This window comes from Peribacillus sp. ACCC06369, assembly GCF_030348945.1.
GTDB lineage: Bacteria > Bacillota > Bacilli > Bacillales > DSM-1321 > Peribacillus.
In genome coordinates this window covers 4,707,966-4,729,198 of sequence record NZ_JAUCEN010000002.1, presented here as the reverse complement: position 1 = coordinate 4,729,198, position 21,233 = coordinate 4,707,966, and the positions used below count along the sequence as shown (strand labels likewise).

The 21,233-nt window shown below is 39.4% G+C and carries 22 protein-coding genes and 1 pseudogene; 16 read left to right on the top strand and 7 right to left on the bottom strand.

Features of this window, described 5'->3' with window-relative positions; translation table 11 throughout:
• Positions 1-424 precede the first annotated feature (424 nt).
• Positions 425-706, top strand: coding sequence for a hypothetical protein (locus tag QUF78_RS23950; RefSeq protein ID WP_289326665.1), 282 nt, complete (start codon positions 425-427; stop codon positions 704-706).
• 77 nt (positions 707-783) lie between these two features.
• Here the strand turns inward: QUF78_RS23950 and bioA are convergent, their stop codons facing one another.
• The 3 genes from bioA to QUF78_RS23935 are packed head-to-tail and all read right to left on the bottom strand — an operon-like array spanning position 784 to position 3,433.
• Entirely contained in the window at positions 784-2,166 is a 1,383-nt protein-coding gene (gene bioA, locus QUF78_RS23945) for an adenosylmethionine--8-amino-7-oxononanoate transaminase (protein ID WP_289326664.1), read from the bottom strand.
• Positions 2,163-2,870: a dethiobiotin synthase gene (bioD, locus tag QUF78_RS23940; RefSeq protein WP_289326663.1), complete on the bottom strand. Its 708-nt coding sequence runs from the start codon at positions 2,868-2,870 to the stop codon at positions 2,163-2,165. The genes bioA and bioD overlap by 4 nt, the downstream gene beginning before the upstream one ends.
• Positions 2,849-3,433, bottom strand: a complete 585-nt coding sequence (locus tag QUF78_RS23935) for a biotin transporter BioY (RefSeq protein ID WP_289326662.1) — start codon at positions 3,431-3,433, stop codon at positions 2,849-2,851. The genes bioD and QUF78_RS23935 overlap by 22 nt, the downstream gene beginning before the upstream one ends.
• Before the next feature lie 648 nt (positions 3,434-4,081).
• Here QUF78_RS23935 and bioB point away from each other — a divergent pair.
• The 5 genes from bioB to modA all read left to right on the top strand — a co-directional run bounded on the left by bioB (position 4,082) and on the right by modA (position 9,268).
• A complete protein-coding gene (bioB, locus tag QUF78_RS23930) occupies positions 4,082-5,047 on the top strand; it encodes a biotin synthase BioB (protein WP_289327397.1) in 966 nt (321 codons plus the stop codon).
• Between the two features lie 723 nt (positions 5,048-5,770).
• Complete coding sequence (locus tag QUF78_RS23925) at positions 5,771-6,343, top strand: polysaccharide deacetylase family protein (RefSeq protein ID WP_289326661.1); 573 nt, start codon at positions 5,771-5,773, stop codon at positions 6,341-6,343.
• 17 nt (positions 6,344-6,360) lie between these two features.
• On the top strand, positions 6,361-6,960 hold the full coding sequence (locus QUF78_RS23920) for a DedA family protein (RefSeq protein WP_289326660.1): 600 nt from the start codon (positions 6,361-6,363) through the stop codon (positions 6,958-6,960).
• A 185-nt stretch (positions 6,961-7,145) separates the two neighbouring features.
• Positions 7,146-8,312, top strand: coding sequence for an MGDG synthase family glycosyltransferase (locus QUF78_RS23915; protein WP_289326659.1), 1,167 nt, complete (start codon positions 7,146-7,148; stop codon positions 8,310-8,312).
• Positions 8,313-8,476: 164 nt separating this feature from the next.
• A complete protein-coding gene (modA, locus tag QUF78_RS23910) occupies positions 8,477-9,268 on the top strand; it encodes a molybdate ABC transporter substrate-binding protein (RefSeq protein WP_289326658.1) in 792 nt (263 codons plus the stop codon).
• A gap of 141 nt (positions 9,269-9,409) precedes the next feature.
• Here modA and QUF78_RS23905 read toward each other — a convergent pair whose 3' ends face one another.
• Positions 9,410-9,898 (bottom strand): VanZ family protein, encoded by a 489-nt coding sequence (locus QUF78_RS23905; RefSeq protein ID WP_289326657.1) that lies wholly within the window; start codon positions 9,896-9,898, stop codon positions 9,410-9,412.
• 117 nt (positions 9,899-10,015) lie between these two features.
• On the opposite strand from QUF78_RS23905, the gene QUF78_RS23900 reads away from it, so the two are divergent.
• From QUF78_RS23900 to QUF78_RS23890, 3 genes and pseudogenes are all read left to right on the top strand, one after another.
• The gene (locus QUF78_RS23900) at positions 10,016-10,387 is read left to right on the top strand and encodes a hypothetical protein (protein ID WP_232522697.1); all 372 of its coding nucleotides are present in this window, start codon (positions 10,016-10,018) and stop codon (positions 10,385-10,387) included.
• On the top strand, positions 10,384-10,884 hold the full coding sequence (locus tag QUF78_RS23895) for a hypothetical protein (protein WP_289326656.1): 501 nt from the start codon (positions 10,384-10,386) through the stop codon (positions 10,882-10,884). Before QUF78_RS23900 ends, QUF78_RS23895 begins: the two co-directional genes overlap by 4 nt.
• A gap of 31 nt (positions 10,885-10,915) precedes the next feature.
• Positions 10,916-11,438: pseudogene (locus tag QUF78_RS23890) on the top strand (GrpB family protein).
• 127 nt (positions 11,439-11,565) lie between these two features.
• On the opposite strand, the gene QUF78_RS23885 reads toward QUF78_RS23890, so the two are convergent.
• The 3 genes from QUF78_RS23885 to kduI form a co-directional block, all read right to left on the bottom strand.
• On the bottom strand, positions 11,566-12,573 hold the full coding sequence (locus QUF78_RS23885) for a LacI family DNA-binding transcriptional regulator (protein ID WP_289326655.1): 1,008 nt from the start codon (positions 12,571-12,573) through the stop codon (positions 11,566-11,568).
• A gap of 158 nt (positions 12,574-12,731) precedes the next feature.
• Positions 12,732-13,508 carry a 2-dehydro-3-deoxy-D-gluconate 5-dehydrogenase KduD gene (kduD, locus tag QUF78_RS23880; protein WP_289326654.1) on the bottom strand — a complete coding sequence of 259 codons (777 nt, stop codon included), beginning with the start codon at positions 13,506-13,508 and terminating at the stop codon, positions 12,732-12,734.
• A 68-nt stretch (positions 13,509-13,576) separates the two neighbouring features.
• Positions 13,577-14,407 carry a 5-dehydro-4-deoxy-D-glucuronate isomerase gene (gene kduI, locus QUF78_RS23875; protein ID WP_289327396.1) on the bottom strand — a complete coding sequence of 277 codons (831 nt, stop codon included), beginning with the start codon at positions 14,405-14,407 and terminating at the stop codon, positions 13,577-13,579.
• Positions 14,408-14,718: 311 nt separating this feature from the next.
• Between kduI and QUF78_RS23870 the strand changes: the two genes are divergently transcribed.
• From QUF78_RS23870 to QUF78_RS23840, 7 genes are all read left to right on the top strand, one after another.
• Positions 14,719-15,684 carry a sugar kinase gene (locus QUF78_RS23870; protein ID WP_289326653.1) on the top strand — a complete coding sequence of 322 codons (966 nt, stop codon included), beginning with the start codon at positions 14,719-14,721 and terminating at the stop codon, positions 15,682-15,684.
• An 84-nt stretch (positions 15,685-15,768) separates the two neighbouring features.
• Complete coding sequence (locus QUF78_RS23865; RefSeq protein ID WP_289326652.1) at positions 15,769-16,794, top strand: 2-keto-3-deoxygluconate permease; 1,026 nt, start codon at positions 15,769-15,771, stop codon at positions 16,792-16,794.
• A 266-nt stretch (positions 16,795-17,060) separates the two neighbouring features.
• The gene (locus tag QUF78_RS23860) at positions 17,061-17,816 is read left to right on the top strand and encodes an AAA family ATPase (RefSeq protein ID WP_289326651.1); all 756 of its coding nucleotides are present in this window, start codon (positions 17,061-17,063) and stop codon (positions 17,814-17,816) included.
• Between the two features lie 195 nt (positions 17,817-18,011).
• Positions 18,012-18,392 carry a GntR family transcriptional regulator gene (locus QUF78_RS23855; RefSeq protein WP_289314719.1) on the top strand — a complete coding sequence of 127 codons (381 nt, stop codon included), beginning with the start codon at positions 18,012-18,014 and terminating at the stop codon, positions 18,390-18,392.
• Positions 18,389-19,075: an ABC transporter ATP-binding protein gene (locus tag QUF78_RS23850; RefSeq protein ID WP_289326650.1), complete on the top strand. Its 687-nt coding sequence runs from the start codon at positions 18,389-18,391 to the stop codon at positions 19,073-19,075. Before QUF78_RS23855 ends, QUF78_RS23850 begins: the two co-directional genes overlap by 4 nt.
• On the top strand, positions 19,072-19,905 hold the full coding sequence (locus QUF78_RS23845; protein WP_289326649.1) for a hypothetical protein: 834 nt from the start codon (positions 19,072-19,074) through the stop codon (positions 19,903-19,905). Before QUF78_RS23850 ends, QUF78_RS23845 begins: the two co-directional genes overlap by 4 nt.
• A gap of 28 nt (positions 19,906-19,933) precedes the next feature.
• The gene (locus QUF78_RS23840; protein ID WP_289326648.1) at positions 19,934-21,166 is read left to right on the top strand and encodes a hypothetical protein; all 1,233 of its coding nucleotides are present in this window, start codon (positions 19,934-19,936) and stop codon (positions 21,164-21,166) included.
• Positions 21,167-21,233: the final 67 nt, after the last annotated feature.

Below are 21,233 nucleotides of genomic sequence, written 5' to 3'. Positions count from 1 at the left end.
AAAACTATAGGCAAAATCAATTATTATCGAGTTTGTGTACAAACAAAGTTCACTTACATTAGTGATTGGCCTTTTTCTTATCAAAATCTCCAAATAGCCAAATAAAAAGTAAAATAAATGCTACGAAATAGAATGCATATCCTAAATTCCCTGACCACTTTATCGGTTGGCCACTGAAGTATTGCAGACCAGAGTTAGCAAGAAACATGAGTATGATACCCACTATAGAACTTATGAAAAATCTTTTCTTTGTTAACGCCATACTGCAAATCCACTCCTTTGCTTATCCAGTTTACAATAAATATCCAATCATTTACATCAACATTATTAAAATTAGTCCATTAATGGTGCGTAATGAAGAAGCGGATAGGGATGAATGTTATATTTATATCGCACTCGATTTTTCAAAAGACAGGAGGTAAAAATGAAACGTTTACTTGGAATATGCATATCCATGCAAATGACTTTCGTGCTGCTTTTCATCTCGGGGATTACTCCAAAGTTGAATTCCTATGTTGGAGCCAGCATTTATTTGATCATTGGGTTTGCAAGTCTGGTGATCAGCTTATATTTAGCAGGTAAGAAATTTCATTTGGGCATTTCGTTTATTGCAATCATCTTTTCATTGCTTATCATTTGTTTCACCATTTTCATTTATTTCTTGCCTGAAGCCGGGATACCGCCGGAAATCCCTTTGTTTGAATAGGTGACTTCATCCAAAATTCAAGCGAAAAAAAGGGCATCCCATTGAGGGTGCCCTTTTTAATTCTACATCTTTTTGAATCAGTTTGCTGCTGGGATCAATCCTTTATGAATGGAGACTTCCTGAATGGCACGGTAGACGGTTTCGACCATGAAATCGAGTTCCTTTTCTGACATGGAAAGGATCGGCATCATCGTGATGACTGGACCAAGTTCCCGGATGATCAGGCCATTTTCCCGTGCTGTATGGATGATTCCGTAAACGACATTCTCTTGGAGGGTGAACGTTTCTTTTGTTTGGCGGTCTTTAACGATCTCCACTCCAATCATGAAGCCGCGCTGGCGGATATCGCCGACTATCGGAAGCTCGTATAGTGCTTGCAGTTTTTCGGATAGGTATTTTGATTTTTTCTGGATGTCTTTAATGAGATTGCGGCTTTCCATTAGCTCGATATTCTTCAGGGCCAGTGCACAGGCTAGCTGATTTCCTGTATAGGTGTGGCCGTGATAGAAGGTTTTATGTTCTTCCTGTTCTCCCAAGAAGGATTGAAAGATCTGCTCATTCATGATGGTTGCTGCGAGTGGCATATATCCCCCAGTGATCCCTTTGCCCATACACATGATATCCGGAACGACATCTTCCTGTTCGCAGGCAAACATTGTACCGGTTCGACCGAATCCAACAGCCACCTCATCACAAATTAAGAGGATGTTGTATTTTCTGCATAATTGTTCGACTTCTTTCAAAAAGCCTGCCGGATGGGTTATGATGCCTGCCGCGCCCTGCACAAGCGGTTCGATGATCAATCCTGCAATTTCCTCTGATTGTTCTTGCAGTAACTTCTCCAGCTCCTTCAAGCAATGGTTTTTCACTGCTTCTTGATCTCCATACTCAGTCATGTGATAGGCATATGGTGAAGGGGCGGAAATCCGTTGAAATAAGAGTGGCTTAAAGATTCTATGGAATAGATCCATTCCGCCAACACTCACGGCACCGACAGTATCGCCATGGTATGCTTCGTCAAGGGAGATGAATTTGTTTTTATTCCGATACTTGACGGGATCGATATTCTGCCAATATTGATAAGCGACTTTAAGGGCGATTTCCACAGCAGCAGATCCAGTGTCAGAGTAGAAGACTTTCGATAAATGACCAGGAGTGATCTCTGCAAGTTTTTTTGCCAGTAAGATCGATGGTACATTTGCAGATCCCAGCAGCGTGGAGTGCGCGACTTTATTCACTTGTTCAATAAGGGCGCCATTTAATTCCGGTTCGTTATGCCCGTGCACATTCACCCATAATGAAGCATAGCCGTCCAAATAGCGTTTGCCATCCACATCAATCAAGTAGCTGCCTTCCCCGCGCTCGATGATCAGCGGTTTACTTTCCCGATACGTTTTCATTTGTGTGAACGGATGCCATACATATTCCTTATCCCATTGCTCTAAATCCTGACTGTTCATGCTTGGAACACCTCTTTCAGTTGTTGGGTATAATCTTGATCACCAAGTAAATCAAGGATGCAGATCCTCAAGTCTTTTCTAACATCCGCCAGTGTTGGGATGCAGGCGAGGCCATTCAGCCCTGTCAGCTTTTCAATGGTTTCGATATTGTCTTTATGAATCCGATCCTCTGACCGGTAGTGGTTATACAAAATGGTTTTCACGCATATATCATGGATTTGTGCATACGAATGCGTCGTCACGACATTATGAATCGCCCCTAAACCACTTGTAGATACGAATACGACAGGCATGCCGCAATCTCTTATGAAATCCGTCGTCATATAGAAATCAACGGATCGTTCAATGAGCGGGACAGCCAATCCGCCAGCACCCTCGACTAATACGATGTCATACATTTCCTCAAGTTCATGAACCCTTTCCACGACTTTCTTCTCATCAATTTGCTTTCCGGTCAATTTAATCGCCAAATGTGGGGAGGTTTCAGGTTCCAGTGTGTAAAACCCTGATTCCTTTACACCGAGTTCCTGCTCAAACCAAGATATGTCCGGGTATGTATTGTTTTCCTCATTGATTCCAGTTTGAAATGGTTTGAATATCGTGACGCTTTTTCCCAATGTTTGAAGAGACAGATAGAGTGCGCTCGTGACGATGGTCTTTCCAATATCCGTGCCAGTTCCGGTTATAAAGTAGGCTTGGCCCATGGATGATTCAGCTCCTTTAAGTTTATATATCTTGCAATGCGCGGACGTACTTGTTGAATGATGACAGCACATAGAATGCACAGCAGTAGATCACCGGGTACAGGTAATAAGAAGCCGTAAAGAATCGTTTGGTTGATTGAAAGCGGCGTTTCCACAATCCACTTCATCGCACCATACAGCCAGATGCAGCCGAAGAAGTAAACAGTCAGTAAAGAGGCGGCATTAGCAAAGAATATGGAACGAATCGTGGTGAGGGAAAACCGGTTGATCAGCCATCCATTTACATAGGCTCCCAGTATATATCCGAGCAAATAGCCGAAAGTGGGTTTGAATATATAGCCGAATCCCCCGCCTTCAGCAAACACGGGCACCCCGATAAGTCCGATCAAGACGTAGCATAGCTGACTGAGCAATCCAAGACGGGGACCCAATAATGCGCCTGCCAAATAGACTGCCAGAATTTGAAGTGTGAATGGTATGTAAGGGATAGGTATTTTAATAAAGGCGCCAATTGCGGTTAACGCGGTAAAAAGGGCCACATAAGAAATCGTCCTTGCTTTCAAGGTTTTCACCTCCTTTTTTAGAAATGATAGGCGAAATGCTCACTATTAGTTTGCCTGATTCCCATTTTATATGTCAACTAATTTATTATTTAGTTAACATATAAAAACCATACGTTCACAGGTTTTAATGGACAGACTAGTAAAATATTGAAAAAAGACCATTGAATAATATTTTGTTTGTATGTTATTATTCTATCGATATGTTAACTTAAAATATTTTAGGTTAACAAATTAAAAGTTCTATTTTTGGGAGAACTATTTAGATCACTTATTGGCATGTTTCCAGGCATTGTTGATCTTTCGGTGCTCATTATGGTTGGTGTTGCACGTTCGACCGGCGGGGAACTTCCGAACATTTTGGTTTGAAGGGAAAGATAGATACCGAAATGGGGCCATTCTGCTGAAAACCGGAACGAGCCAAGCTGCTTTCCTAGGAAGTACATAAGCCACGGAATCCATGCACCAGCGATTCATCTCACTTTAATGGCAACACATCAGGAACAACAGATGTGATTTAGCGAGTGCAAAAAATTATTCAATCCGTTCCAAGGGTCAGGTAATTAATCGAGTCAGTTTCATGAGAAGGAATTTATAAGATTGTAAAGAAAAGAGGGATAAGATTTGGATACATTAGTAAGGGATTGGAAGATGTTAGCTGAGAACGTAATTAAAGGATATAAGGTGACGAAGGAAGAAGCATTATCCATCGTGCAAGCTCCGGACGGCGATGTTTTGGAAATTTTGAATGCAGCCTATCTCATACGCAAGCATCATTATGGGAAGAAGGTTAAATTGAATATGATCATCAATACGAAATCAGGATTATGCCCCGAAGATTGTGGCTACTGCTCGCAGTCGATCGTTTCGGAAGCCCCAATCGATAAATATGCCTGGCTGACTAAAGAAAAGATTGTCGAGGGAGCGCAAGAATCCATTCGTCGTAAAGCGGGTACATATTGCATTGTTGCTTCTGGCCGTCGGCCGACTAGCAGGGAAATTGATCATGTCATTGAAGCGGTAAAAGAAATCCGCGAAACGACGGATCTTAAAATCTGCTGCTGTTTAGGTTTCCTGAATGAGGAACATGCCGGCAAACTAGCGGAAGCAGGCGTTCATCGATACAATCACAACTTGAATACATCACAGGAAAACTACAGCAATATTACATCGACACATACATATGAGGACCGGGTAGATACAGTCGAAACTGTTAAAGATGCCGGAATGTCTCCATGTTCAGGTGCCATTTTCGGTATGGGGGAATCTGAGGCGGAAGCGGTGGAAATCGCTCTATCATTACGCAGCCTTGATGCAGATTCCATTCCTTGTAATTTTCTCAATGCAATTGACGGAACACCGCTTGAGGGTACTTCCGAGTTGACCCCCAATAAATGCCTGAAATTGATTTCAATGATGAGATTCGTTAATCCGAGTAAAGAAATCCGTCTGGCCGGCGGTCGTGAGGTCAATCTCCGTTCCATGCAGCCCATGGCACTTTATGCAGCCAATTCCATCTTCGTCGGCGATTATTTAACGACAGCTGGTCAAGAACCCACGGCAGATTGGGGAATCATCGAAGACCTGGGATTTGAAATTGAAGAATGTGCTCTTTGATAAAGAAGGTTATAAAACTTTCATTTTTTGAAGAAACTATATGGATTTGAAAAAAACACCCTTAGGGTGTTTTTTTTCAGTTTGTGACAAAAGGGAGCGGATTTCTGAAAACAGCTGGAATATTTTTTGAGGGTTTGTAAAATTCGAACGCTGATTTACTCTCCAGGCACTCGCTTTCCGCGGGCGGTCCGGGAGCCTCCTCGGCGCTTTTTGCGCCTGTGGGGTCTCCCTTGACACGCTTTTCCCGCAGGAGTCTCGTACCTTCCGTTCCAATCAACTGGAATTTATAAAGGAAAAAACTGCAGGCAACCCGATTTCTTCAATTTGTCTACAGTCAGGGTGTTTTTTTTATTTAGCTGAAGATAGCAAGTGACCAGTCAATCTTTACAAAAATAAAAAAATGATTGATTAGTGAAAATAATTAAAAAAAAATGCTAAATTGTAAGAAGAGGTTTTTTTAATGTAATGAAAGACAGAGCAATGAAAATTGTAATTGCTTGAAGATAATAACATTTGCTGCATAGAGTTAAAAGATTATGATATAGGGAAAGGACCAGTATTGGTAATATAAATAATGAGAGGGTATGTTTTTGTGTGATACATATATGGATATTTAGTTTTATTATTTTATTTTTGCTATTTATATTTTATACTATTTTCCCAACGGTGCTTATTCGTGCATGCAGTCTGGGAATAACAAAAAATTTCAAGTCGAATAATGGGATGGCGCTAACTTTTGATGATGGTCCCAACCCTGAATATACGATAAAATTACTTGATCTTTTAAAAGATTATGGGATAAAGGCTACGTTTTTTGTTGTTGGCAGTAAAGTGAAAAGTAATCCTGAAATTATTAAAAGAATGCATGAAGAGGGACATACTATAGGTATCCATCATTTTCATCATGTTTCAAGTTGGGTTCTTTCTCCAATCCATCTGCGGAGACAGTTGGATATGACGGCAAAGGCAATAAATGAATGTACGAATGAAAAGGTGGTTTTTTACAGACCTCCATGGGGCCATTTCAATATTTTCACCCCACTTTTAAGTAAGAAATATAAGGTGATAATGTGGTCGCACATTTTCGGAGATTGGAAAGTTAAAAAATGCAGAAATAATCTGCTTGATCAACTGCGAACCACTTCAACAGAAGGTTCCATTCTATTGCTTCATGACTGTGGTGAAACCTTGGGAGCGGATAAAGAAGCACCTGGCTACATGATTGAAATGTTAAAAATTTACCTGCAGGAGCATAAGGAAAAGGGAACGCGCTTCATTACTTTAAAAGACTTATAACTAATTCTGGGGGTATTATGAATATAGATACGCTTTTACATTTTATTGATTCGTATGGATACCTGATCATTTTTCTTTTTTTATTCTTTGGCATTGTGGGAGTGCCTGCTCCAGAAGAATCCCTTCTATTTCTGATTGGGGTGTTGGTTGTCCAAGGGAAGCTCTCATTTGGTTTAGCGACGCTGTGTGCAATTCTCGGCGCCTTTATCGGAATGCTGGCAGCTTATGCATGCGGAAAATATGTGGGGTATCCATTTATAAATAAATATGGGAGATTCATTGGAATTACTGGTGAACGCTGGGAGAAAGCAAAGAAAAACTATACGGATAATGCACAAAAAACCTTAGTATTGGGATTTTATATTCCGGGTATAAGACAAATTAGTCCATATTTTGCAGGAATCTCTTCTATACCCTTTCGGAAATACTTCCTATTTTCCCTATTAGGCACTATACTCTGGACTGTCCCTTTTATAGTGGCCGGTTATTATGTGGGGGATGCTTTTAATGTTAATCCCAAATATGTTCCATATTTAGGAATTGTATTTTTGGTAATTTTTGTAATATATGTTACTATCAAATACATTAAAAAGAGAAAACGAATGTCGAAAAATTGAATCGGCTCCTCGTTATACAGCACTACATTGATTCCCTCTCGGAAGATGGAACTTTTGCTAAACTTGATTTAAAGGAAATTGTTTAAAAATATCGATAATTATATTGTAAGAGGAAGATATCATGGACCTGCTAATACATTTCCCCATTATATATTTTCAGAATGATTTCTTAGGAGATGACACATATGAAGAAGATTTTGTTTTTACCTCTCTTTCGAATGCAATCGGGACATCATCAAGTTGCAGAGGCATTAATGGATATGTTGAAAAAGCATTCAAATGGGATTACTTATAAAAAAATCGATCTAATCAGTTATACCAACACCTCTCTAGAAAAAATAGTGGCAAATAGTTATCTGACATGGATTCGTTATGCGCCAGAAACCTATAATCTTGCCTATAAAAACCTTTTTTACATTCACTCACCAAAGGAACGGATATTTAAATGGTATCAGCAAATATTCATGAAAAAAATGGAACAATTGATAGCTGAAGAAAAGCCTGATTTAATTGTTTGTACACATGGTTTCCCTTCCTATCTTTTGAGCCAGTTAAAGATGAAAGGAAAGTGCAGCACACCGGTTATAAACGTGTACACGGACTTCTTTATTAATAATGTGTGGGGAAGCGAAGGGATAGATGCCCATTTTCTTCCTAGTCAAGAAGTAAAAGAAAAGCTGATGGGTAAGCGTCAAATACCAAAACAAACGATGATGGTCACTGGTATTCCCGTGCACGAGGAAATCACTAAAAATGCAGGTGTACAAAGAAACACAGAACGACCAAAAGTTTTGATATCCGGAGGAAATAGTGGTTTGGGAGGGATTTTGAACTTAGGTGATGAGTTAAAGAATTCGACCGACTTTGATTATTTAGTTCTTTGTGGCAACAACACCAAGCTGTATGATGAAATCCAAACGTGGAACTTAGCTCATATCAAACCATTGCCTTATATCTCATCAAGGTCTGAAATGAATAAGCTTTATGAAGAAGTTGACGCAATCGTTACGAAACCGGGCGGTGTCACGATTAGCGAAGCATTGCGAAAAAGGCTTCCCATTTTTGTTCATTCCAGGCTTCCGGGGCAGGAGGAAATTAATCTACAGTATTTAAAACAACAAGGACTTGTATTTAAACTTAATCAGAAAACGCCTTTTGAAAAACAATTGTTGAGTATATTGAAGGATCAGAAAAAAATGAAAAAATGGAACACATCCATTGAATCCTATCATAAGGAAATAGAGTTGGAGAAACCTGAGCGAATGGTGGAGGTCATGAAATTGATCCTTAATCTTAATCAAAATGGTACGCCTTCCTATCTAGCCCGACAGCCCAAAATACTTTATAGCTAAGTTTTCACTTTCTGGCAAGGGCATCCTACAGTGAACCAGATGAAGAGGCGGTTTGAAAAGAACAGATTATAGTCAATGGCATTCCAAACCCGGAAGGCTGCTTTATTAGTAGCTCTCCTGATTTTGTTTTTATAAGATATAACTAGTCGGAAGGAAGAGCGATTTTGAAAAAAATATACCTTATGATTTTTGCGATTATGCTGCTTGTGGCAGTGGGTACAGGGTGTTCAAATGAAGAAGCGGAAAACACGGAAATGAAGGGGCAGCAGGTGGAATTGACGGTTTCCGCAGCTGTAAGTTTGCAAGATGCCTTAAATGATATAAAAGAGTCCTTTGAAAAAGAGAATGCAAATGTGAAAGTTAATTACAATTTTGGAGCCTCTGGAGCTCTTCAGCAACAGATTTCCCAGGGCGCACCTGTTGAACTGTTTTTCTCGGCTGCAGAAGATAAATTTGATAAATTAGTAGAGGAAGACCTTATTGAAGAGAAAAACGGAATCGATTTAGTCGGCAATGACCTGGTGCTGGTGGTGCCAAAGGATTCCGATAAGGAACTGGGATCACTGAAAGACCTCACAAAGGCTACCAAAATTTCGATTGGCACTCCGGAGTCTGTACCGGCAGGGCAATATGCGAAACAAACCTTGGAAAACCTGAATCTCTGGAAAGAGGTTGAAGATAGATTGATTTATGCCAAGGATGTCCGGCAAGTGCTTACATATGTGGAAACGGGAAATGTGGACGCAGGGCTCGTTTATAAAACGGATGCGATGAGCTCATCAAAAGTTGATATCATTGCAACAGCCAAGGAAGATTTACACGATCCGATCATTTATCCCGTCGGAATGATCAATGACCTGGACCATTCCAAGGAAGCCAAGCTATTCTATGACTATCTCCAATCGGAAGCCTCCATTAAAATTTTTGAAAAATACGGATTTAAGAATTTGAAATAACCACCAATCTGGTGGTCTTTTTTTTTAGTATAACAAGTAATATTAGGAATATTTTACTTTATATTGAAACTTCATCTCGCTTTAAACGTAAGTATAAGGACATGCATGTATTCATCTTTCAACATAAGGGGATAATTCGACCTACACTTGACTGCGAATGGTTCCATTCTTTTTGAAAACTGTGTAAAACAGCTTAATCGGCAGGTATCCTATAATCCCACCGAGAGTATTCAGGATTAAATCATCGGTATCAAAACTTCCTAATTCAAATAAAAGCTGAAGAATCTCGTAGGTGAAGCTAAAACAGAATGTCGCAATCAAGATCGGTTTGAGTTGGGTAAACCTTTTTGATAGTAAAGGAAGCATGAGGCCAAATGGTACGAAACCGATGATATTCCCCACTATGTTTTCAATCCGGATGGATGTATTTACATCAGCTAAGAACAGGTAATGGAAAATGGTTTTAAAGGGGATGAAGTTATGGGAACCCCAATAGCGGCCATTGAAGGAAAAACTAATATGATCATTCATTTCGGTTATCGAGAAGGTTTTAAATAAAATGAGCTTTGTAAGAATTAATAGATAAAGAACCATACATAGCGATAAAAGGACTTTTACAAAAAATTTCATGATACAACTCCAATATTAAAGTAGGAAATATATATCATTTTATCACAAATGGTATATGATGAGTTTAATGTAATATTTTACTAGTTTTTTAGAACAAATGACCAAGGAGGAGTAAAAGTGGAGGAAGCAATAATTGATTTTCTCATTGTAGTCATGTTAATTATTGGTTTCACATACGGTCTGATTCGGCAATTTAGACAATGCGTCAGTATCAGGAATGGAAATAAATCAGATTATGCACATTACAAGAGGGTACTGATTGGAAACTATCTGATTTGCCTATCCTATTTGGGTTTTCTTTTTTCCTACATTTTGAATTCATTACTGGCATCTCGTATTATACCGGCTTCATTTATTACAAGTGATAATACTAGTTTTTGCTGTTTCAGTTTTCTTGCCATTCTATTAATCGCTAAATTTGGAATTATTCCTAAGGAAAATGAACAAGTTGGATTACAAGAATACATAGTTGAGAAAGAGGAAATATGAAGAAAATTTCGCTTACCTTATTAATCGTATGTATATCGATCACCTTTCTATTGAATTTTGCCATGCCTGAATTTGCTGGCAAAATGAAAGGCAATATAAGTTCCATGAATATCCTGTATTCATACAGTGTCACAAAATCATTCTCGGAACAAACCCAAGAAAAGATCGAAATGGCATCCGTGCCTTCAGGGAAAACTGAGACCAGGAGCGCCGATTTCCGAAGTGATATTAAGCTTGAGGGAACTCCACTGAATATTAGAAGTGTAGTGAAAGAGAGCTTGAACAAGCCACAGGCGTATAAAACCAAAGAGAAATTAACCGGTCCCGAAAAAGGGTTTTCATACCGGAAATATTATCTTACCAAAAATTATGATAAAGGAAGATATACAGTCATCCGAACGAATAAAATTACCGGAAAAGAAAAGGTGTATGTCGGAACTTACTATGAGCCGAGCACGCAAGATCCAATCGTCAAATGGTCACGTGATGAGAAATGATAGCTGATAACATGAAAAGTTGGGTGATTATATGGGGAAAACAGTAAAGATCGAAGATTATAACCCAGATTGGGTTAGCGAATTTCAACAGGAAAAAGTAAGGATAATGGAGGTTTTAAAGAACTCTTGCCTTTGTATTCAGCATATTGGAAGTACATCTGTCAAAGGGTTGGGGGCAAAACCGATTTTGGACATCATGGCTGGCGTTCAACATTTAGATGAAGCTGACACATTCATTGAACCCTTGAAATCGGATTGGGTATGAATTTGTCCCGCATCAGGAATTTCCCGAAAGGCGTTTTTTTAGAAAAGGCCAATGGAGAGCGGGGACACATCATTTGCATATCTATAGATTCGGAAGTGAACAGTGGAAGAATCACCTTTCGTTTAGGGACTTTCTAAGAAGCCATCCTGACGTAAGGAAACAATATCAGCAATTAAAATTATCCTTAGCTCAAAAGCATCCTGCGGATATAGTCGGGTACACGGAAGCGAAGGCACCATTTATCCAAAATGTCATAGAATCAGCTAAAAATGAGGTGAATGGCGGGTGATTTCCAAGGTGAAGGTTTGATCATGTATCTGTAAATTACCTGAAAGAAAATCGGTTAGCTTTTCTTTCATCATTCCAGTGTAAATGGTAACGGCAGTGTAACTAACCTGCCGTTTTTGTCTAATCCTTTAGCATGAACCTCGAACAATCAGTTCGGGGGCAAACCGATAAGTAATGTACGGGGTCTGACCAGAATCGGTTATCCGGTGCAATAATAACTCTGCTGTTTTAATACCCATTTGTTGTATTGGTTGTCCGATTGTTGTGATCGATGGTTCATAAAACTCTGTATAAGCGACATCATCAATGCTGACAATGGCAACATCCTCAGGAATCAAGATTTTTTGTTTTTTCAAATAGCTAAGGATTTCACGTAACACTAAATCATTTCCTGCCACTATGGCTGTCGGAGGCTTTTCTGCATCGAATATCCGGGCCAACTTTTCTTGAATTTGGTTTCTGGGCAACGAATAAATATCATCATCCCTTACTTCCAATTTATGAGATGCCATCGCTTTTTTAAATCCTTCGATTCTCTCCATTCTTGGTGTGATGGGGATATCAATAGGTAAGGTTAAGAATGCAATATTTTCGTGTCCTTTTTCAGCCAGCATGGACACAGCCAAAAAGATTGCAGCATGATTGTCTAAAAGAACGGAATCAGATGTTACTCCATCAACCAATCGATCAACGAATACCATTGGAATGGAATGATCGATCAGGTAATTATAGACTTTGAAATCATTTCCTACCGGAAAAATGATGATTCCATCTACTTGCGTGGAAACCAGCAAATCAAGATATTCTTTTTCTTTCTCAGGATCATCGGCAGAGTCACATATGAATACCTTCATGCCATGCTGCTGAAGCTGTTCTTCTACGGTACGAATGATTTCGGTGGATAAAGTATGTAAAATATTAGCTACGAGTATCCCTATGACTTTTGTTTTTTTCACTTTTAAATTCCTGGCATTATCATTGGGACGAAAGTCGAGTTCTTGGATGACTTTCTCGATTCTGTCTTTGGTTTCAGCACTCATATAACGAAAACGTTGGTTGATATATTGAGAAACCGTACTTTTGGAAACACCGGCCTTCTCAGCAACATCTGATATGGTAATTTTCTTTTTTTTCATGATGTTCTCCTAAAGGGAATAATTTCTTGAAATAGAACGGGATACCTACATCATAACAAAGGAGTCTGATTTTGTTAAACATTGGATGAAAGAAACACCCTAAGCGCTTTGGCTAAGGGTGTTAACCTTAAACATATTCATTTGTCTTAATCGGCGGATTAACGAACGAGCCAGCCTCCATCAACAGCGAGGATATGGCCATTCATATAGTCAGAGGCCTTGCTTGCAAGAAATACGACGGTTCCCATGACATCAAAAGGTGTTCCCCATTTTTCAGCCGGGATCCTTGAAAGAATGTCTTTGTTTCTTGACTCATCTGCACGAAGCGCGGCTGTATTGGCCGTTTCAATATATCCTGGCGCAATCGCGTTTATTTGAATGTTTTTAGCGGCTAATTCATTAGCGAATGCTTTAGTCAGCCCAGCAACGCCATGTTTACTCGCTGTATAGGCCGGAACGAACTTACCTCCTTGGAATGTGAGCATGGATGCGATATTTATGATTTTTCCGCTGCCTTGTTCAACCATTTCTTTAGCAACAAGCTGACTAAGAAAATACAGGGAATTAAGGTTAATGTCCATTACTGCATTCCAATCTTCATCTGTATATTCCAATAAAGGAGCCCTGCGAATCGTTCCTGCATTATTAACAAGGATATCGATTTTCCCGTATGCATCAAGACAACCTTTTACAACACCTTTAAGGCTTTCCTTGTTCGTAAGTTCTGCTTGGTAAAAGACTGCCTTTTGTCCGGTCGTTTCGATTAAATCCTTCGCTTCCTGCCAATTATCACCATGGGCAACGATAAAAACATCTGCACCTGCTTTTGCTAACGCTACCGCATATCCTTGTCCTAATCCAGTGTTTCCTCCTGTTACGATGGCAACTTTACCTTTTAAACTGAAAAAGTCCATTGAAAAATCAAGTAAACTCATCTTTTTTCCTCCATCCCCAATAAGAATATGATTGTCTTCGGCAATTTTAGTTTTAGCATTCTTTGGTGTTACTTCATTTCTGAAATAGGAAAGGTATCCATATCCTCATATGTATAATTCTCTCCAGCCATTGCCCAAATGAAGGTGTAGTTGCTCGTAGCGGAACCACTATGTATGGACCACGGAGGGGAAATGACAGCTTGCTCATTTTTCATTACAATATGCCTTGTTTCTTCGGGTTCACCCATCATGTGGAACAAAATTGCATCTTTAGCTAAGTCAAAATACATATAAACTTCTACTCTGCGGTCATGAACGTGAGGAGGCATCGAATTCCAGACATTTCCTGAAGCCAATTCAGTCATTCCCATACACAGTTGACAGCTTTGGATTCCTTTTTCATGAATCATTCTACGAATCGTCCGCTTGTTTGCCGTTTCCTGTGAACCCAGTTCATCACCTTGCACTTCCTTAAATGCAACGTGTTGAACTGGGTAATTTTTATGGGCTGGAGCAGAGGCTAAATAAAATTTAGCGGGTTCGGTGCCTGAATCACTAGTGAAAATTAGCTCTTTACAGCCTAATCCTATATACAGACAATCGCGATTTTCAAGGGTATATACTGCCCCATCAACTGAAACCTTCCCTTGGCCGCCTATATTAAATACACCTAATTCTCTTCGTTGTAGAAAATAATCGGCTTTAATGAAATCATGGCCCTCAAGCTTCACCCCTTTAGAAACAGGTTTGATTCCCCCTATGATGATCCTGTCATCAAGGGAATAGCATAAAGAAACGTCATCATCGAGAAATAAATTTTCCACTAAAAAATTTTTGCGGATTTCACTTGTATCAAAATGTTTGGCTTGTGACGGATGAATGGAATAACGTTTTTCCATATGCATTATAAATAACCTCCTAATTTAGTAAAACGGTTTATCATATTTTTAAAAAATGTTAACGTTACCAATATTTAAAATATATATAATGTTTTCCGAATAGTCAATGTTTATAGAAAATTTTAGTAGTTAATTAGTATAACTAAGGGAAAATATGTTAAAAAATGTGTTTTTATGCAAAATAAAATATAAAAACTTAGTATTGTTAATAACTGGTTTATATGATAATCTGATTTCATTCAAAAGAAAGCGCTTTCTAGTAGTTATGGTTTACTAAACCGTAATATACCTTTTTTCAGGAGGAATTGGGAATGAAAGATTTAGATGTGATCACCTTTGGGGAACCGATGAACATGTTTTATGCAAATGAAGTAGAGCCATTACATGATGTTAAATCCTTTTCCCGAGCGATTGCGGGAGCAGAATCAAACGTTGCTTGCGGATTGGCGCGTCTTGATTTAGATGTTGCTTACATGACGAAACTTGGCAAAGACAGTTTCGGTAAGTTCATCATCGAAGAATTGAATAAAGAAAAAGTCGACACGACAGGGATCCGATTTACAAGTGATCACCCGACAGGAATGTTAATTAAGTCTAAAGTACTCCAGGGAGATCCGGAGGTGGAATATTTCAGGAAAAATTCAGCTGCTTCCACCCTGGATATTGACGACCTTTCAGAAGAATATTTTCGGCAAGCTAAACATCTGCATGCAACAGGTATCCCATCCGCATTATCTGAAAGTTGCCATGAATTCACAGTTGCTGCCATGAAATTTATGAAGAATCAAGGAAAAACGGTTTCATTTGACCCGAATTTACGACCTAACCTATGGCCGGATAAACAAAAAATGGTGGATTGCATTAATCAGCTTGCTTACATTTGTGATTTATTTCTTCCTGGCATGTCCGAAGCGGAAGTTTTAACAGGACTTAAAAGACCTGAAGAGGTGGCTGAATTTTATTTGAACAAAGGAGTTAAAATGATCGTCATCAAGCTTGGAGCAGAGGGAGCCTATTATAAAAATGCGGATGAAGAAGGGTATATTAAAGGTTTTGTCCCCGAAAAGGTTGTTGATACAGTAGGTGCCGGCGATGGTTTTGCCGTCGGGGTGATCAGCGGCTTGCTTGAAGGGAAATCTACGATTGAAACCGTTACTCGGGGTAATGCGATTGGCGCTCTTCAAGTCATGTCACCTGGTGATATGGATGGTATGCCTAGCCGGAAAAAATTACAGGACTTTATTGAAAGCCAGAATGAACTTTTAAACGTTGAATGATCGATGACAGCAACCAGTTAACTCCACAACTAGACTTCCAATTACAAATAATCATAAATTTGATAATGAAGTGGAGAGATTGCGATGAGAATAAAAGCTGCAATAGAAAAAATCCCTGGTGGCATGATGGTTGTCCCTTTGTTCATAGGAGCCTTGATACATACTATTTTTCCTGATACGGCAACCTTCTTTGGAGGATTTACAGGTGCCATGCTAACAGGTACCGCATCGATATTAGCCGTCTTTTTCTTTTGTGTCGGAGCTACGATAGATGTTAAGCAATCCGGGTATATTGCCAGAAAAGGATTTACATTGCTTATCGGTAAAGTCGTATTTGCGGCATTATTAGGATATGGGGCAGCTTTGCTGCTTCCAGAGAATGGGATTCAAACTGGTCTCTTTTCCGGTCTTTCGGTTTTAGTGCTGATAGCAGCTTTTAATGAAACGAACGGCGGTCTTTATACCGCACTTATGACAAAATTGGGCAGAACGGAAGATGCTGCCGCATTCCCGTTCATCAGTATTGAAAGCGGACCGTTCTTCACAATGATCATCCTGGGAGTAGGCGGGCTTGCTACATTTCCATGGCAAACAATCGTCTCCACTTTGATTCCATTTGCAGTCGGCATGATTGTAGGGAATATTGATAAAGAATGCCGGGAATTCTTTGGACAGGCCGTACCGGTCCTTATCCCGTTCTTCGCATTAGCTCTAGGATTCGGGTTGGACTTTGGCATGATCTTAAAATCCGGATTCATGGGTATTTTAATGGGTGTTGCTGTCGTCTTCCTTTCCGGAGGTGTCTTATATTTACTGGACCGCTACGTTACAGGCTCTGATGGTGTTGCTGGGGTCGCCGCTTCTTCCACAGCGGGTGCAGCAGTTGCTGTACCATTCATCATTGCCGAGTTAAACCCGCAATTTGCTCCTGTAGCGGAATCGGCAACCGCGATTATCGCAACAAGTGTATTGGTAACGGCGATTCTAACACCCATGCTGACGATGTGGGTCGCAAAGAAACAAGAAGAAAGAGGCATTCCGCACCGTAGAGGCATGAAACCAGCCATATTAAAAGATCTAAATGTAACTTCCATAAAAAGAGCGAAGTAAAACATATGAAGTGTAAGCGTTAACTAAAAGCAACTGGGATTGTAGTCCCAGTTGCTTTTTTTGTGATGCATATAGATTGATGTTAAAATAAGGAAATGACAGGACCTCCCTCATTATCAATCTATGAATTTGGCTAATCAATGGAGTTCTTCGATAGGGAAGGCTCCTGGATTGCAGTTCTTAGCCGTTTTAAGAATGTAAGCATGATAGAATATACCAGCTCTTTAAATGTTTATAAGAATCTATTATACAGAAGGTGATTATATATGAAACTAAATTATGATACACAGTACATCAGGGGCGTCTACCTGAATAGAGACCGAATATCTTCGTATGACCATTTTCCTCTTGATCTTCCGGTTATCAACCACCTTAATGAAGTGACCTTTCATCCCAGTGTTACCTATGTTATCGGGGAAAATGGAATGGGGAAGTCCACCTTGCTTGAAGGTATTGCGATTGCGTATGGCTTCAATCCAGAAGGCGGAACGTTGAATTTCAATTTTTCCAATTATGATTCACATTCGAATTTGGACGAATACCTCCGTTTGAAAAAAGGAGTTTACAAACCGAAGGATAATTTTTTCTTTAGGGCGGAAACTTTTTATAATTTAGCTACGAATATAGAGGAATTGGACAGGGAGGCATCGTTTGGTTCGAAAATCATCGATTCCTTCGGTGGAAAATCACTTCATCAACAATCACATGGGGAATCTTTTTTCTCAGCCTTTGTAGAACGATTTCAAGGCGATGGATTGTATATCCTTGATGAGCCTGAAGCTGCTTTGTCGCCATTGAGACAAATATCGATGCTGGCCAGGATAAATGAGCTTGTTCAACAAGGTTCCCAATTTATCATTTCCACCCATTCCCCGATCATCATGGCCTACCCGGATGCTAAAATCCTTCAGATTTCAGAAGAGGGAATGAATGAAGTGACGTTAGAGGAGTCCAATCACTATTTGTTAATGAAACAGTTTTTTGAAGATAAAGATCGGCTGCTTCATCATCTATTTCAATGAGATTTTAGCATCTCCATGAAAAGCAACTAAGGAAAAACCCCGTCTGCACTGCGCATACGGGGTTTTCATTTTTTTGGAATTCCTTGTTGACAGCTTAGGTGTATTACGGGTATAGTACATCTATAAGGTGTATGAACCACTTAGTACATACACAAGTTAATACACGTAATTCTAAATAAATAGGGGGTGTTTTTAATGAATGTTAATACCCGGGAACCGGTATATCTGCAAGTCGTTAGGCATTTTAAAGAACAAATAGCCATTGGTAAATTCGTTGCTGGACAGGAGATTCCCTCGCGAAGGGAACTGGCGGCTTCACTGAATATAAATCCTAATACCGCTCAAAAAGCGTATAAAGAAATGGAGGAACAGGGCTTGATTCATACAGAACGAAATTTCCCAAGTCAAATCACGACGAATGAAACGATTTTACAGGCTGTAAGGCAGGAATTGATTCTGGCAGCCGTTGATTCGTTTGTCGATGCGATTCGTCCGATTAATGTACCAGTTGATGAACTGCTTCGTGTTGTTAAAGAAAAATATTCGGAAGAAATAAGGGAGGAGGAAGAAAAATGATAGAAGTAAAACGGATTTCCAAGAATTACGGCCGGAAAAAAATCTTGGATAGTGTTTCTTTTACAGCTAATAAAGGGGAAGTCACGTGTCTGATCGGGATAAATGGTGTAGGTAAAACGACTACACTCAAAGCCATTATGGGATTGACGCCATATAAAGGTGAAATCCTGATCGATGATCAAAAGATGACAAAGGACAGTTATGAAAAAATCACCTTCATTCCGGACGCACCGATCATGCTTCCGCAAATGACCGTTAAACAGGCAATGGTTTTCATGGAGGATTTCTATACGTCATGGAATTCGGAAAGAGCTAACCAATTGATGGGATTCTTCAAGCTGAAAGAGGAGACCCCCATTTCGGAACTGTCAAAGGGGAATACAGCTAAGCTCAACCTGATGCTTGGTTTGTCCCTTGACGTGGATTATGTACTGATGGACGAACCATTTTCAGGCATCGATATGTTTAGCCGCGAGCAAATCGCCGATGTCTTTGCGAGCCACCTTATTGAAGATAGAGGAGTCATCATCACGACCCATGAAATCGGTGATATTGAACATTTAATCGATAAGGTCATTTTATTGGATAACGGTACAGTGCTTAAAGAGTTCAAAACAGAAGAAATGCGTGAAGAGGAAGGAAAATCGGTAGTCGATGTAATGAGAGAGGTGTATCAATCATGATGCGATATTTAAAGCTAGTGAACTTTGAAATCAATCGATTTAGTAAAATATATATATCCTTATTGTTGATAACCTTGGTTTCGCAATTTGCTGGAGTGATCATCGTAACGAAGAGCCTTCTTAAAGATGCCAGGAAGATCATGTCGGATGAAAGACTATCCGAAGCTGCCTATATTGCGACTTATAATGGCATTGATTTTAGCCATATCGCCAATACCCTCTTGTTTGTAGGACCGATTGCGCTGAGTGCGGTTGCCCTTATTTTTTACATTTTCCTTATTTGGTATCGTGATTGGTTTGGTAAGAATACATTCATTTATCGGCTATTAATGTTACCGACATCCAGATTATCGATCTACCTTTCAAAAGCTACGGCCATCTTCCTTATGGTATTAGGGTTGATTGCTTTCCAGATCATCATTTTACCAATGGAAAATGCCCTATTTAATTCAAATGTGCCGGAAGCATTCTTGAATGCGGAAATGTCAACTTACTCCATAGCGAAAGCCAATCAGGTATTGATGTTGATCATCCCAAGTACCTTCACGCAATTCCTGCTTTCCTATGGCATCGGTCTTATGGTCATGTCGATATTATTCACAGCGATCATGTTTGAAAGAAGTTTCCGCATAAAAGGAATCGTACTGGGCTTGGTGTATTGCGGAATTGCTGCTGCATTGTTTTTAGCTCCTGTTTTCGTAATGGCGCTTGGTAAATTCCATTTTTATCCTAATGAATTATTTGGTCTGCTGCTCGCATTAGGAATCATTGTGACAGGGCTTTCGATTTGGCTTGGTTCCTGGTTATTGAAAAACCGCGTTACCGTATAACAACAACTATTAAAGGAGAGTGAACAAGGTGAAACGTTATCTATGCAGCATCATTATTGGAATGGTTGTCATCTTAAGCATCGGGACCTATTATGTCAAAGTAGCTTCCTCCGCTTCCAGCCTACCAAAGTATACGTTCAAGACGCTAGAAGGCAGTGATAAAGAGCTTGATCCGGTGACCATAAATGCTTCGCTTGAAAATGGTGTCTTTTATGAATCGTTAACAATTGAATCAAATCGAACCACATATGACAGTGAAAAGTCTTACTGGCAGAACTTATCTGGAAGACAAGATTATCAAATTGAAAGATTAATAAAAGAACATCGTTCGTTTATGCGTGGCAAGGATTCCATTAGTTCTTTATATGAAGACGATGATTTTCTGGCTTACGCTTGGGTGAATAACGAAATTACGAATAACGGGAAAATGGAAGCGAAGTTTGATATCGGTTTACTGGAGAAGAAGGACGAAGAGGAAACTTTTTTCCAAATTGAACTTCCCGACCAAGAGAGAATCATGAATGCTGATGTCAGGGATGTGCAGTTGGTCCATTCAAAACTACAGGTTTTAACGATGAATGATGTGAATTCAAGTGATGATAAGCAAACGAAAGAGGTTCATCTGTATACGATCGATTTAGCTAATAAAAAAGTTTTGAGCGATAAAACCCTTTTATCCGAAACCTTTACTTACCCCAATCAAGTAGATTTTGAGATGCCAATTGATATTGCTCCTTCCCAGCCAAACAATATGGTTTTAATTTCTGTAATTAAAGGAGTAAATCATGAGGACGGTCCCTATGAGGAAAAATTAAATGAAAGCAAACTGTTATCTTATAATTATGAAACGGAAAAAGTAGAAACGGTTAAATTACCCAAAAGGGAATCTCTTAGCCTTGGTATGGTTGAATCAGGATATGTGGACGGGAAAAACCTTTACCTAATTGATAAGAAATCCGATAATTATCGCATTAAAATGTTTGACCTAAGCAGTCAAACATTAACGAATGACATGGAGCTAGATTTAGCTGTTAATAAAAAGGAACAAAACTTCGCTGCCATTAAGAATGGGCGTGTGTACTTCCTATTAGGCAACGGAGTGGATCAAGTGGGCTCATTAACATACAACCCTGCCAAACTTCTAATCGCTGATATAAAGACTGGAAAGACTTTATATAAAGGTGAATCGGTCATGCAAGCAACAAATAAAAATAATGGCAAAAAATTTGGAATCTTTATCGATGAATTGGAAGTAAAATAAGGATCACTATAGCTAGAAGCTGTTAAATGAAAAAGGGATATCCTCCAATAGGATATCCCTTTTTCAT